This is a genomic window from Micromonospora sp. CA-248089 (assembly GCF_050948515.1).
Lineage (GTDB): Bacteria > Actinomycetota > Actinomycetes > Mycobacteriales > Micromonosporaceae > Micromonospora.
Window position 1 is genome coordinate 5,000,011 of sequence record NZ_CP192016.1, and the last position, 13,076, is coordinate 5,013,086.

At 72.3% G+C, this 13,076-nt stretch carries 11 protein-coding genes; 6 read left to right on the forward strand and 5 right to left on the reverse strand.

The genetic code is table 11. From position 1 onward, the window contains the following. Positions 1-81: 81 nt before the first annotated feature. Positions 82-2,790, reverse strand: coding sequence for a pyruvate, phosphate dikinase (gene ppdK / locus ACQP26_RS23370; protein WP_433494015.1), 2,709 nt, complete (start codon positions 2,788-2,790; stop codon positions 82-84). 311 nt (positions 2,791-3,101) lie between these two features. Between ppdK and ACQP26_RS23375 the strand changes: the two genes are divergently transcribed. Beyond that, positions 3,102-5,087 (forward strand): family 20 glycosylhydrolase, encoded by a 1,986-nt coding sequence (locus ACQP26_RS23375; RefSeq protein ID WP_433494016.1) that lies wholly within the window; start codon positions 3,102-3,104, stop codon positions 5,085-5,087. Positions 5,088-6,122: 1,035 nt separating this feature from the next. Continuing rightward, positions 6,123-6,779 (forward strand): C39 family peptidase, encoded by a 657-nt coding sequence (locus tag ACQP26_RS23380; RefSeq protein ID WP_281577033.1) that lies wholly within the window; start codon positions 6,123-6,125, stop codon positions 6,777-6,779. Positions 6,780-6,835: 56 nt separating this feature from the next. Here ACQP26_RS23380 and dusB read toward each other — a convergent pair whose 3' ends face one another. Further along, the gene (gene dusB, locus ACQP26_RS23385) at positions 6,836-7,999 is read right to left on the reverse strand and encodes a tRNA dihydrouridine synthase DusB (RefSeq protein ID WP_269704611.1); all 1,164 of its coding nucleotides are present in this window, start codon (positions 7,997-7,999) and stop codon (positions 6,836-6,838) included. Positions 8,000-8,199: 200 nt separating this feature from the next. Here dusB and ACQP26_RS23390 point away from each other — a divergent pair, with 200 nt between their 5' ends. Further along, on the forward strand, positions 8,200-8,523 hold the full coding sequence (locus tag ACQP26_RS23390) for a hypothetical protein (RefSeq protein WP_433494017.1): 324 nt from the start codon (positions 8,200-8,202) through the stop codon (positions 8,521-8,523). 61 nt (positions 8,524-8,584) lie between these two features. On the opposite strand, the gene ACQP26_RS23395 is transcribed toward ACQP26_RS23390, so the two are convergent. From ACQP26_RS23395 to ACQP26_RS23405, 3 genes are all read right to left on the reverse strand, one after another. Next, on the reverse strand, positions 8,585-9,964 hold the full coding sequence (locus ACQP26_RS23395) for a glycine--tRNA ligase (protein ID WP_194802327.1): 1,380 nt from the start codon (positions 9,962-9,964) through the stop codon (positions 8,585-8,587). A gap of 113 nt (positions 9,965-10,077) precedes the next feature. Then, on the reverse strand, positions 10,078-10,551 hold the full coding sequence (locus tag ACQP26_RS23400) for a hypothetical protein (protein WP_269707031.1): 474 nt from the start codon (positions 10,549-10,551) through the stop codon (positions 10,078-10,080). 94 nt (positions 10,552-10,645) lie between these two features. Further along, entirely contained in the window at positions 10,646-10,987 is a 342-nt protein-coding gene (locus ACQP26_RS23405; protein WP_269704609.1) for an antibiotic biosynthesis monooxygenase family protein, read from the reverse strand. Between the two features lie 27 nt (positions 10,988-11,014). Here ACQP26_RS23405 and ACQP26_RS23410 point away from each other — a divergent pair, with 27 nt between their 5' ends. The 3 genes from ACQP26_RS23410 (at position 11,015) to ACQP26_RS23420 (ending at position 13,075) form a co-directional block, all read left to right on the forward strand. Next, positions 11,015-11,278 carry a DUF6703 family protein gene (locus tag ACQP26_RS23410; protein ID WP_269704608.1) on the forward strand — a complete coding sequence of 88 codons (264 nt, stop codon included), beginning with the start codon at positions 11,015-11,017 and terminating at the stop codon, positions 11,276-11,278. Between the two features lie 88 nt (positions 11,279-11,366). After that, complete coding sequence (locus ACQP26_RS23415) at positions 11,367-12,314, forward strand: metal ABC transporter substrate-binding protein (protein ID WP_269704607.1); 948 nt, start codon at positions 11,367-11,369, stop codon at positions 12,312-12,314. Next, entirely contained in the window at positions 12,311-13,075 is a 765-nt protein-coding gene (locus tag ACQP26_RS23420) for a metal ABC transporter ATP-binding protein (protein WP_269704606.1), read from the forward strand. Before ACQP26_RS23415 ends, ACQP26_RS23420 begins: the two co-directional genes overlap by 4 nt. The last annotated feature ends 1 nt before the right edge of the window (position 13,076 follow it).

Genomic DNA, 13,076 nt, shown 5'->3' on the forward strand with positions numbered 1-13,076 from the left:
TCAGGTTACGCCGAGGAAGCCGGAAAGGCGCGCCGGGCGTACGCGGGGCCGTCGATGAACACCGGCGGCCCCGCGTCCTCGTCAGCGGGAGTCGGAGCCGGCGGTGGTGATCGCCGCCCGTCCAGCCTCCAGCCGCGCCACCGGCACCCGGAACGGCGAGCAGGAGACGTAGTCCAGCCCGACTTCGTGGAAGAAGTGCACCGAGTCCGGGTCGCCGCCGTGCTCGCCGCAGACGCCCAGCTTCAGGCCGGGGCGGGCCGCCCGGCCCTCCTCGGCGGCGATGCGGATCAGCCGACCGACGCCGTCGGTGTCGATCGACTCGAACGGCGAGATGCCGAAGATGCCCAGCTCCAGGTACCGCCAGAAGAACGCGCCCTCCACGTCGTCGCGGGAGAAGCCCCAGCCCATCTGGGTCAGGTCGTTGGTGCCGAAGGAGAAGAACTCGGCCGCCTCGGCGATCTGCCCGGCGGTCAGCGCCGCCCGGGGCACCTCGATCATCGTGCCGATCAGCACCTCGACGCCGCTGTCTCCGACCACCTCGGCGATGATCCGCTCGGCCTCGGCGCGTACCGTCTCCAGCTCCTGCACGGCCCCGACCAGCGGCACCATGATCTCCGGGCAGGCCGTGCCGCCGTCGCGGACGACCGCGACGGCGGCCTCCGCGATCGCGCGGACCTGCATGGCGAACAGGCCGGGGATGACCAGGCCGAGCCGGACACCGCGCAGGCCCAGCATCGGGTTCTCCTCGTGCATCCGCCGCACGGCGGCGAGCAGCGCCTCCTCCTTGGCGACGTCCTCGCCGCGCTCCTGAGCGACCGCGACGTTCACCGCGAGCTGCTCCAGCGGGGGCAGGAACTCGTGCAGCGGCGGGTCGATCAGCCGCACAGTGACCGGCAGGCCGTCCATCTCGCGGAAGATCTCGACGAAGTCGGCCCGCTGCAGCGGCAGCAGCGCGGCGAGCGCGTCCTCCCGCTCCCGTTCCCCGGAGGCCAGGATGAGCCGCTCGACCAGCTCGCGCCGGTCGCCGAGGAACATGTGCTCGGTGCGGCACAGGCCGATGCCCTCGGCGCCGAAGCGCCGCGCCCGGGCCGCGTCCGCGCCGGTGTCGGCGTTGGTGCGGACCCGCAGCCGCCGCGCGGCGTCGGCGTGCGTCATGATCCGGTGTACGGAGCGGACCAGCGCGTCGTCGGTGGTCTCCGGGTCGAGTTCGCCCTCGAAGTACTGCACCACCTCGGACGGCATGACCGGCACCTCGCCGAGGTAGACCTTACCGGTGGTGCCGTCGATCGAGACGATGTCGCCCTCGTTCACCACGCGCCCACCGACTGTGAACTTCTTCGCCGGCACGTTGACGTCCAGCTCGTCGGCGCCGGAGACGCAGGTCTTGCCCATGCCGCGGGCCACCACTGCGGCGTGGCTGGTCTTGCCGCCCCGGGACGTGAGGATGCCCTTGGCGGCGATCATGCCGTTGAGGTCGTCCGGGTTGGTCTCCCGGCGGACCAGGATCACCGACTCCCCCTCGGCGGCCAGTTCGACCGCCCGGGCCGAGGTGAAGACCACCTTGCCGGACGCGGCACCCGGGGAGGCGCCGATGCCCTTGGCCACCGCCTCGAACTCGTGGTCGAGCTGGAAGCGCGGGAACATCAGCTGGGCGAGCTGCGCGCCGTTGACCCGGTGCAGCGCCTCGTCCAGGTCGATCAGGCCCTCGTCGACGAGCTGCCCGGCGATGACGAACGCGGCGGCGGCGGTGCGCTTGCCGACCCGGGTCTGGAGCATCCAGAGCTTGCCGCGCTCGATGGTGAACTCGATGTCGCAGAGGTCCTTGTAGTGCTCCTCCAGCCGGGCCATGATGCCGAGCAGCTCGTCGTAGGAGGTCTTGTCGAGCTGCTCCAGCTCCTGCAGCGGCACCGTGTTGCGGATACCGGCCACGACGTCCTCGCCCTGGGCGTTCGCCAGGTAGTCGCCGTAGATGCCCTGCGCGCCGCTGCCCGGGTCGCGGGTGAACGCGACGCCGGTGCCGGAGTCGGGGCCGAGGTTGCCGAAGACCATCGCTACCACGTTGACGGCGGTGCCCAGGTCGGCCGGGATGCGCTCCTGGCGGCGGTAGAGGATCGCCCGCTCCGCGTTCCACGAGTCGAAGACCGCGCGGATGGCGAGGTCGAGCTGCTCGCGCGGCTCCTGCGGGAACTCGCGGCCGGTGTGCTTGGCGAAGATCTTCTTGTACGCGTCGACCAGCCCGCGCAGGTCGTCGGCGTCCAGGTCGAGGTCGTTGTGCGTACCCTTGGCGCTCTTGATCTCGTCGAGCGCGTGCTCGAACTCCTCGCCCGGCACCTCGCACACGGTCTTGCCGAACATCTGGATCAGCCGGCGGTAGGAGTCCCAGGCGAACCTGTCGTTCCCACCTGCCTGGTTGCTCAGGCCGATCACGCTGCGGTCGTTGAGACCCACGTTGAGGACGGTCTCCATCATGCCCGGCATGGAGAACTTGGCGCCGGAGCGTACCGAGACCAGCAGCGGGTCGTCCGGGTCGCCGAGGCGCCGGCCCATCTCGCGTTCCAGCGACTCCAGGTGCGCCTCGATCTGCGCGGCCAGGCCGTCCGGCTCGCGCCCGGTCGTGAGGTACGCCTTGCAGGCCTCCGTGGTGATCGTGAAGCCGGGCGGAACCGGCAGGCCGAGATTCGTCATCTCGGCCAGGTTGGCCCCCTTGCCGCCGAGCAGATCCTTGAGATCCTTGTTGCCCTCGGCGAAGTCGTAGACGTACTTCTGCTCGACCGAATCGTGCGCTGCCACCAGAGCCTCCCACGCGCGCCATTGACACTTAACGAAGGTTCAGTTCGGACATACCCCGGTAGTGACCACCGGCAATCCCGGCTCGTCAGCGTCGGTGGGGCGAAGGCTAGGCGAGTTTGGAGAAACCTGGGAGCGTTCGGTGACTTTCGGCACAACGGTCACCACAATCCGCGTTCGTACGGGTTTTTGGGAACGCTTCCACGAGCACGATCACGCAATTCCATTTCTCCTCGTACTCTTGACGTCACTGCATCTCGCGGAACCTGACCTTTGCCATATCCCGCGCGAATACACCCCTCGGAGCCGTCGCCGTGCCGACCAACCCCGCCGCCCCGCAGACCGGGCCGGAGCCGACCGACACCCGTCCCACCAGCCCGTCCGGTGACCCGACGCTCTCGGAGGCGGCCTCGCCCGGCGCGCTCACCCCGGCCGCCGCGGCGTCGCCCTCCGCCGGCCTGCCCGATGCGGCGGCGCCCTCCTCCGCCGGTCTGCCCACTGCGACGACGCCCGCCGACGGCCTGCCGGGTGTGACGCCCGCCGACGGCCTGCCGGGTGTGGCGACGTCCCCCGCCGAGCTGGCCCGGGTCGCCGCGGGCCGGGCCGCCGGGGCGCTCGCCGGACCGGCGCCGGTCCGGCTCGGCGACGTGGTGCCGGCGCCCGAACAGGTACGCCCCGACCCGGCCGGCGACTTCACGCTGAACGCCGACGCGGTACTGCGGGTCAGCCCCGCCGGGCGGGACGTGGCCGAACAGCTCGCCGGCTGGCTGCGCCCGGCCACCGGCTTCCCGCTCCCGGTCGCCGACACCCCCGAGGGCGACCCGCTGACGCTCACGCTGTCCCCGGCGGACAGCGAGGGCGACCTGCTGACGTTCCCGCTGTCCGCGGCGGACACGAGCGCGGTCGCGAGCGGGCCGGCGTCCACGGGCCGGGCGGCGGCGGACGTCGCGGGCGGTGAGCCGTCCGGCCCGACGGCCCGCACCGCTGCGCCGGACGACGCCGGGCTCGGGGACGAGGGCTACCGCCTCGACGTGACCGCCGACGGCGTCCGGATCACCGCGGCCACCCCGGCCGGCCTGTTCCACGGCGCGCAGACGCTGCGGCAGCTGCTACCCGCGCCGATCGAGAACCCGACCGCTGTCGCGGTGCGCTGGGCGGTGCCCGGCGGCACGATCGTCGACCGGCCCCGCTTCCCCTACCGGGGCGCCATGCTCGACGTCGCCCGCCACTTCTTCCCGGTCGGGGACGTGCTGCGGGTGATCGATCACCTGGCCCGCTACAAGCTCAACCACCTGCACCTGCACCTCACCGACGACCAGGGCTGGCGGATCGCCGTCGACTCCTGGCCCCGGCTCGCCGAGGTCGGCGGGGCGACAGCTGTCGGCGGCGGCCCCGGCGGCTGGTACACCCGCGACGACTACCGCCGCATCGTCACGTACGCCGCCCGCCGACACGTCACGGTGGTGCCCGAGATCGACCTGCCGGGCCACACCAACGCGGCGCTGGTCGCGTACCCCGAACTGGCGCCCGGCAAGGTCGCGCCGCCGCCGTACACCGGCACCGAGGTCGGGTTCAGCTACGTCGACCCCGCCGACGAGCGGACGTACGCCTTCGTCGCGGACGTCGTCGGTGAGGTGGCCGCGCTGACGCCCGGACCGTGGCTGCACCTGGGCGGCGACGAGGCGTTCAAGGTGCCGGCCGACAGCTACCGCGCGTTCGTGGCGCGGGCCCAGCGCCTGGTCGCCGCCACCGGCAAGACCGTCGTCGGCTGGCACCAGCTCGCCCCGGCCGAACACGTCGACGGGCGCGTCCTGCAGTGGTGGGGCACGAACGGCGACGACCCGGAGACCGCCGACGCGGTACGCCGGGGCGCCCGGCTCATCCTCTCCCCCGGCAACCACGCGTACCTGGACATGAAGTACGCCCCGGACACCCCGATCGGACACGACTGGGCGGGCCTGATCGACGTCCGCCGGGCGTACGAGTGGGACCCGGCCACTCACGTGCGGGCCGTACCGGCCGAGGCCGTGCTGGGCGTGGAGGCGCCGCTGTGGACCGAGTCGGTCACCACGGTGGCCGAGATCGAGTTCATGCTCTTCCCGCGCCTGCCCGCCGTCGCCGAGCTGGGCTGGTCACCGCGCGAGACGCACGACTGGTCCCGGTTCCGCAGCCGGCTCGCCGGCCACGGCCCGCGCTGGGCCACCGCCGGCATCACCTTCCACCCCTCCCCCGACATCCCCTGGCCCCCCACCGCAGCCCAGATCCCCACCCAGCCCACCCCCATCCCCACGACCCCCTGACCCGCACGGCCGCGCCGCCCGGCGTGGCCCGCCGACCCCGCCGAGCGCCGACCCGCAGACCCGCCGACCCGCCGACCCGCCGACCCGCCGACCCGCGTCGATCATGAAGTTGACGGCGACAATCCGGACACATTCCGCCGCCGACTTCATGATCGACCGCCACGTCGCCAGCCCCGACCACCGCTGGCAACTCGACCTGCCCGACGAGCCGCTCACCGTCACCGGCGACGCCCACCGGCTGCCTCATCCGGGGCGGTGCGCGTCCAGCCACCCCTCGTCGGGCGCGATCCCTTCCGATCGCCGAGATCTTGGTACGAAACCGTCCCCGGAGGGGCGCCGATCTACCAAGATCTCAAAGCTCGGCGCCACCCCTCCCACCGCATCGGTGGTCAAGGGGTTTGTGTCGGGCGGACGGCCCCAGACGGACACAAACTCCTTGATCAACGGGGTGGTGGGGGCGGCCCTGGGGGCGGGGACGGTGTCCCTGGGCGGTGAGGTCGAAGCGGAGTCGCCGCGCGCCAAGTGGGTTGGCTCGAAACACCGCCTAGGCGGGCCGGACCCGGTGCGGCCCGGGCCGGGGTAGCTGCGGCGAGGGCAGACGGGTTCGGTGTCGGCTTGGGCAGGCTGGGTCGTCTGTCAGCGGTGGGCTCGGGTGGGGTCGGTGTCCGGGTTTCGGGTGGTCGGGGTCACCGGTGGGGCGGAATCCGGGGCGGGTGCGGGGCGTTGTACATGGCAGACCGCGCCGCACCCGCCGACCACCCGCCCCCTCGGGCCGGGAATCAGGCCGGGACGCCGGTCGTTACATCCCCCGGGCCGCCGAGCAGGCCGACAGCGCCTGTCGAGCGGGCCACACCGCCGGGCAGCACCCCCGGGAATGACCCCGGACCCCCGGTCGTTACATCCCCGAGCCGCCGGAGCAGGCCGTCCCCCTGGCCGCCCGAGCGAGCCACCGGCCCGACGCACATACCGGGCCACCTGATCTTTCTTCGCGGCATCCCCCATCGCCGCGTACCCCCGACAGAGAGGCAACTGATCATGGCTACCACTCTGCTGCGCAAGACCGTTCTGACCGCTGCTGGTGTCGTCGCCACCGCCGGTGGCATCGCCGGCCCCGCCATCGCCGCCCAGGCCACTCCGGCCGAGCGCGCCGCCGCCCAGGTCACCACCGACCGCAAGGGCCACGGCGAGCGGGAACTCGACGTGCGCTACGAGGCGCAGCCGAACTTCTACTTCTGCGGCCCCGCCGCCGCGCGCAACGCGCTGAGCGTGCAGGGCAAGAACATCGACGTGCACGCCATGGCCGAGGAAATGGGCACCACCGAGGCCGGCACCAACTCCATCAACGACATCACCCCCGTCCTGAACAAGGAGACCGGTAAGGACGTCTACAAGTCCACCGAGATCCCCATGGACAAGGCCCGCGACCGCGACAAGGTCGACAAGCTGCGCGCCGACGTGGTCAAGACGGTGGACGACGGCCGTGCCGTGGTGGCCAACATCGCCGGCACCGCCACCGACACCGACGGCACCACCCACTCCTTCGAGGGTGGCCACTACATCAGCGTGGTCGGCTACCGCGACGGCGGGAAGGTCGTGACGATCGCCGACTCGGCGAACCCGAACCAGGCCTCCTACCGGATGGACGTGGACGAGCTCGCCCGCTGGATCGCCAGCCGCGGCTACAGCTCCTGACCGAACACCGAAGGGCCCGGCCCCCCACGGGGGCCGGGCCCTTCGTCGTATCCGGGTCAGCCGCCGGAGTCGTCCAGCTCGGCGCCGTCCGGCGGGGTGTCGTCGTCGCGGCTGGCCAGCCAGCCGTCGGGCAGGAACACCTTGCCCGGGGAGTTGGTGCGGCCGCGCGGCTGGCCGAGGTTTTCCACCGGGAACGGTACGGCCGGGTCGAGCTTGCCGAGCAGGTCGTCGAGCTGCGCCAGGCTCTCGATCATGGCGAGCGAGCGGCGCAGCTCGCTGCCGATCGGGAAGCCCTTCAGATACCAGGCGACGTGCTTGCGGAAGTCGGTGCAGCCGTCCCGCTCGCCCCGGGCCGGGTTGCGCGCGCCCGCCACGAACTGCTCCACGAGCAGCTCGGCGTGCCGGCGCATGGTCACCGCCACCTCGCCGAGGCTGGGCAGCCGCCGCTCGGCGCTCCCGTTGAACGCGGCCTCCAGGTCGGCGAACAGCCACGGACGGCCCAGGCAGCCGCGCCCGATCACCACGCCGTCGACGCCGGTGTGCGCGACCATCCGCAGCGCGTCGTCGGCCTCCCAGATGTCGCCGTTGCCGAGCACCGGCACGTCGAGCGCTGCCTTGAGCGTGGCGATCGCGTCCCAGTCGGCGGTGCCGGAGTAGCGCTGCGCGGCCGTACGCCCGTGCAGGGCGACCGCCGCGACGCCCGCGTCCTGGGCGGCCAGCCCCGCCTCGACGTACGTCAGGTGGTCGTCGTCGATGCCCTTGCGCATCTTGACGGTGACCGGCACCCCGGCGGGTGACGCGGCGTCCACCGCGGCCCTGACCAGCCGGGCGAACAGCCGACGGCGCCACGGCAGGGCCGAGCCGCCGCCCTTGCGGGTCACCTTGGGCACGGGGCAGCCGAAGTTGAGGTCGATGTGGTCGGCAAGGTCGCGCTCGACCACGATCCGTACGGCCGCGGCGGTGATCTCCGGGTCGGTGCCGTAGAGCTGGAGGCTGCGGGGCTGCTCCTCGGCGCCGAAGGCGATCATGCGCAGCGTCTTCGGGTTCCGCTCGACGAGCGCCCGGGTGGTGATCATTTCGCAGACGTAGATGCCGCCGCCCTGCTCACGGCAGAGCCGGCGGAAGCCGACGTTGGTGATCCCGGCCATCGGCGCGAGCACCACTGGCGGCCACACCCGGTGCGGGCCGATGGTCAACGCGGGCAGGGTCGGGGCAGTCACCGCACAAGTGTAAGGAAGGGCCCCTTCTTAACGTCTCCGGTAGAGCAGGGGCCCCTTCTCAACAGGGCACATATCACAGCCGGCCCGCCCGGCGGGCGTTCTCCACAACCGGGGCGGCTGTCCACAGGTACCGGCAGATCACCGACGGGGTCCGCTCGGCGCCCGAGACGGAGCTGCGGGAGTGCCTGGGCGGCAGCGGCGTGCTCGGCGAGATCCTGTGGAATCCGCGGCTGTCGGCGGCCGACGGCACCCGCCTGCCGACGCCGGACGGCTACCTCGCCGACTGCGCGGTGGCGCTGGAGGTCGACTCGCGGGAGTACCACCTCAGCCCGGACGACTGGGCGCGGACGCTGGACCGGCACAACGAGCTGAGCCGGCACGGGGTGCTCATCCTGCACTTCACGCCGGCACAGATCCGCCGGGAGCCGGGCCGCGTGCGGCGCACGGTGGAGGACGCGTACGCGGCCCGGCGCGGGCTGGGCGCCGCGACCGGCGTACGGGTGGAGTCGATCTCCCCCGGGTGACGGGTGTTAAGAAGGGGCCCCTTCTCTACGCGAGGCGTTAAGAAGGGGCCCTTCCTTACCCTCAGCAGCCGGGGAGGCGCTCGATCAGGTAGCGCTCGACCTGGTCCAGCGAGACGCGCTCCTGGGCCATGGTGTCCCGGTTCCGGACCGTCACCGCGTTGTCGTCGAGCGTGTCGAAGTCGACTGTGACGCAGAACGGCGTGCCGATCTCGTCCTGCCGGCGGTAGCGGCGGCCGATCGCCTGCGAGTCGTCGAACTCGACCACCCAGCGCTTGCGCAGGTCGGTGGCGAGCTGCTTGGCCTTCGGCGACAGCGCCTCGTTGCGCGACAGCGGCAGCACGGCGACCTTGACCGGGGCCAGCCGCGGGTCGAAGCGCATGACGGTGCGCTTGTCCACGCCGCCCTTGGTGTTCGGCGCCTCGTCCTCGTCGTACGCCTCGAGCAGGAACGCCAGCACCGCGCGGGTGAGACCGGCGGCGGGCTCGATCACGTACGGCATCCAGCGCTCGCCCTTGCCCTGGTCGAAGTACGACAGGTCGACGCCGGAGTGCTTGCTGTGCGTGGACAGGTCGAAGTCGGTGCGGTTGGCGATGCCCTCCAGCTCGGCGAACTCGCTGCCGCCGAACCGGAACCGGTACTCGATGTCGACGGTGCGCTTCGAGTAGTGGGAGAGCTTCTCCTTGGGGTGCTCGTAGAAGCGCAGGTTCTCCTCGGACAGGCCCAGGTCGAGGTACCAGTTCCAGCGCTCCTGAAGCCAATACTCGTGCCACTGCTCGTCGGTGCCCGGCTCGACGAAGAACTCCATCTCCATCTGCTCGAACTCGCGGGTCCGGAAGATGAAGTTGCCGGGGGTGATCTCGTTGCGGAACGACTTGCCGGTCTGCGCGATGCCGAACGGCGGCTTCTTGCGGGCGACCGTCTCGACGTTCTTGTAGTTGACGAAGATGCCCTGGGCGGTCTCCGGCCGCAGGTAGTGCATGCCCTCGTCGCTCTCCACCGGGCCCAGGTACGTCTTCATCAGGCCGTTGAACATCTTCGGCTCGGTGAAGGTGCCCTTGTTGCCGCAGTTGGGGCAGTTCAGCTCCGTCAGCGAGGTCAGCGGCTTGCCGTGCTTGGCCTCGTACGCCTCTTCCAGGTGGTCGGCCCGGAACCGCTTGTGGCAGGACTGGCACTCGGTGAGCGGGTCGACGAACTCGGCGATGTGGCCGCTGGCCTCCCAGACCTTGCGGGCCAGGATGACCGCCGAGTCGAGGCCGACGACGTCGTCGCGCTGCTGCACCATGGTCCGCCACCACTGCCGGCGGACGTTCTCCTTCAGCTCGACGCCGAGCGGACCGTAGTCCCACGCCGACCGGGTGCCCCCGTAGATCTCGCTGGAGGGAAAGACGAAGCCCCGGCGCTTGGCGAGGCTGGTGACGGCGTCGATACGGTCGGCTGGCATGTTTCCTCCTACGCCGGCTGGCGGTCGGCGCGGTTGAGATGGATGGAACCGGGCTGTTCGGGACAACGGTACGACCGTGTCCGTCCCGAGCCCAGCAGAATACCGGGGGCCGGTCAGCTCACCCCGCAGACCTCCACGCCGCCCGTCTGCTGGTCCGGCGCCAGCGTCACGGTCTGCGCCTCCCGCCGGCCGCCGGCCAGCGTCACGTCCACCGGCACGGTGAGCGTGGCGAGGTCGACCTCGCCGACCCGGAAGCCGGAGATCTGCGGCTCGGTGGCCACCCGCCGTTCGAACTCCCGCCGGGGTTCGCGTCGCCGGATGTCGTCGCAGAGCGTGTCGTACGCCTTGGACCACTCCCGGGCGACGAGCGCCTGGTAGTAGTCGTTCGTGACGGCCCGGCCCTGCTCGCCGACGGCCTGGGCGTTGCTCACCGCCAGGCCGACCACCGCCGCGCCGCCCCCGCCGCAGCAGATCAGCACTGCGAGCGCGCCCGCGCCGAGGCCGAGCCAGAGCCGGGTCCGCCCGCCCTCGGTGGGCGGGGCGGCGAACGGCGGCGCGGCGCCGGGCCCCTGCGGCGGTGCGGGCACCCCGGGGTCCGCCGGCAGCGCGGGCGGAACGGATGGCGGGGGTGGCGCGGCCGGTCCGGGAGCGGTCATACGCGCCAGGGTAGTGCCCCGGCACTCAGCGGTACGGGCCTGCGGCACGATCGCTGGCGACGACGACGATCTCCCCGTCGGGGGCGGCGCTGGCGAGCGTCTCGTACGCGGACGGCTCGTCCACCGATCGGGCGAGCAACGGCACGGCGGTGACCTTGACGTCGAATCCGCCGAGTGCCCGCCGGTACGCCCCGACCGACTCCCACTCGGTGATCAGGACCCAGTGGGCCGGGTCGTCGAGCGCCCGCAGCAGTTCACCGCGCAGGTAGCCGGGGCGGGCGGCGAGCGCGGCCAGTGCGGCGTGCGCCGCCCGGGTGAACTCGTCCACCGTTTCGGCTTCCACCACGAAGCGGTTGGTGACCAGCACGGGGTTCCTCCTCGTAGAGTTTGTGGCATGCAGCGTACGCAGAGTCCTGTGCTGTCCCGGTTGGCACGGCTCAACCCGACGGCGGTGTTCCTGGCCACGCTGGCCGTGGTGCTTGTCGGCCTCTTCGCGCCCGGCCCGGCGGGCGGCGTCCTGCTGCTCGTGCTGGCCGGCGGGTTGGTCTGGCTGATGTCGGTCACCTGGCCGGTGCAGGCCCCGGCGACCCGGATGCTCCGGCTGGTGATGCTCACCTTGTTGATCGCGGTGGCGCTGGCGAAGGTCATGGTCGGCTGACTCGGGGAAGCAGAGCCGAGCTGACCTGCGCTGACATGCAATCATGCGTTTTTGACAATAGTTTTCGTTGTCGCGGACAGTTGAGCCCATGACCGTTCGCGCACCTCGCCGCATCCTGACCGCCGCAACCACCGCCCTGCTCGCCGCCGCCGGCCTGACCGCCTGCGGGGACGGCACAGGCGCCGCGAGCGAGCCGGGCAAGGTCGGCGTGGTGGCCGCGTTCTACCCGCTCCAGTTCCTGGCCGAGCGGATCGGCGGCGACACGGTAGCGGTCAGCAACCTCACCAAGCCGGGCGCCGAGCCGCACGACCTGGAACTCAACCCGCGGCAGGTCGGCCAGGTGGTCGACGCCGACCTGGTCGTCTACCTCAGCGGCTTCCAGCCGGCGGTGGACGAGGCGGTGGAGCAGAACGGCGGCGCCCGCGCGTTCGACGTGGCGGGCGTCACGCCGCTGCGGGACGCCGCCGCCGGTGGCCACGACCACGACCACGAGGGCGAGGCCGGGCACGCCGAGGAGGGCGGCGGCAAGGACCCGCACGTCTGGCTCGACCCGACCCGGCTGGCCACCATCGGCGACAAGCTTGCCGAGCGGCTCGGCAAGGCCGACCCGGACCACGCCGCCGACTACACCGCCCGCGCCGGCGCGCTGCGTACCGAGCTGACGAAGCTCGACACCGAGTACGCCGACGGCCTGCGTACCTGCCAGCGCCGGGAGATCGTCACCAGCCACACCGCGTTCGGCTACCTGACCGAGCGCTACCAGCTGGAGCAGATCGGCATCAGCGGGCTCACCCCGGAGTCCGAGCCGTCCCCGAAGCGGCTCGCCGAGGTCGCCGAGGAGGCCCGGAAGCACCAGGCCGGCACGATCTTCTTCGAGACGCTCGTCAGCCCGAAGGTCGCCGAGACCATCGCGCGTGAGGTCGGCGCGAAGACGGCCGTCCTGGACCCGCTGGAGGGCCCGCCCGCCGACGGCGACTACCTCTCCGCGATGCGCACCAACCTGCAGACCCTGCGAACCGCTCTGGACTGTTCATGACCCCACCGGTGATCGAGATCGCGCACGCCACCGTCGGCTACGACGGCCGCCCGGTGCTGCGTGACGTCTCGTTGACAGTGACCGCTTCCGAGGTGGTCGCCGTGCTCGGCGCCAACGGCTCCGGCAAGTCGACGCTCGTGCGCGCCGCGCTCGGCCTGGTGCCGGTCGGCGCCGGGTCGGTCGCCCTGTTCGGCACACCGCAGCGCCGCTTCCGGCAGTGGCACCGCATCGGGTACGTGCCGCAGCGGCTCGGCGCGGGCAGCGGAGTGCCCGCCACCGTGGGCGAGGTGGTGGCGTCCGGGCGGCTGGCCCGCCGGGGCGTACTGCGGCCCGCCGGGCGGGCGGACCGGGAGGCGGTGGCGGCGGCGCTGGACGCGGTCGGGCTCGCCGACCGGGCCGGCGACCCAGTGTCGACGCTCTCCGGCGGCCAGCAGCAGCGCACCCTGATCGCCCGCGCGCTCGCCGGCGGGCCGGAGCTGCTGGTGCTCGACGAGCCGACCGCCGGGGTGGACGCGGCCAGCCAGGAGGCGTTCGCCGGGGCGCTGCGCACGTTCCGCGACGGCGGGGGCACGGTGCTGCTCGTCGCGCACGAGCTGGGCCCGCTGCGCCCGCTGATCAGCCGGGCCGTGGTGGTGCACCAGGGCGGGATCGCCCACGACGGCGCGGTGCCCGAACCGGCCGGCCACCACGCCGACCCGGACCACGAGCACGTGCACCCGCACTGCGACGAGGAGCCGGCCCGGCTCTGGACAGGCATCTGAG

Coding starts and splice junctions, on each gene's coding strand:
- ACQP26_RS23410 (WP_269704608.1), top strand. CDS start 11,015: ATGCAGCGTACGCAGAGTCCTGTGCTGTCCCGGTTGGCACGGCTCAAC.
- ACQP26_RS23395 (WP_194802327.1), bottom strand. CDS start 9,964: ATGCCAGCCGACCGTATCGACGCCGTCACCAGCCTCGCCAAGCGCCGG.
- ACQP26_RS23415 (WP_269704607.1), top strand. CDS start 11,367: ATGACCGTTCGCGCACCTCGCCGCATCCTGACCGCCGCAACCACCGCC.
- ACQP26_RS23420 (WP_269704606.1), top strand. CDS start 12,311: ATGACCCCACCGGTGATCGAGATCGCGCACGCCACCGTCGGCTACGAC.
- ACQP26_RS23380 (WP_281577033.1), top strand. CDS start 6,123: ATGGCTACCACTCTGCTGCGCAAGACCGTTCTGACCGCTGCTGGTGTC.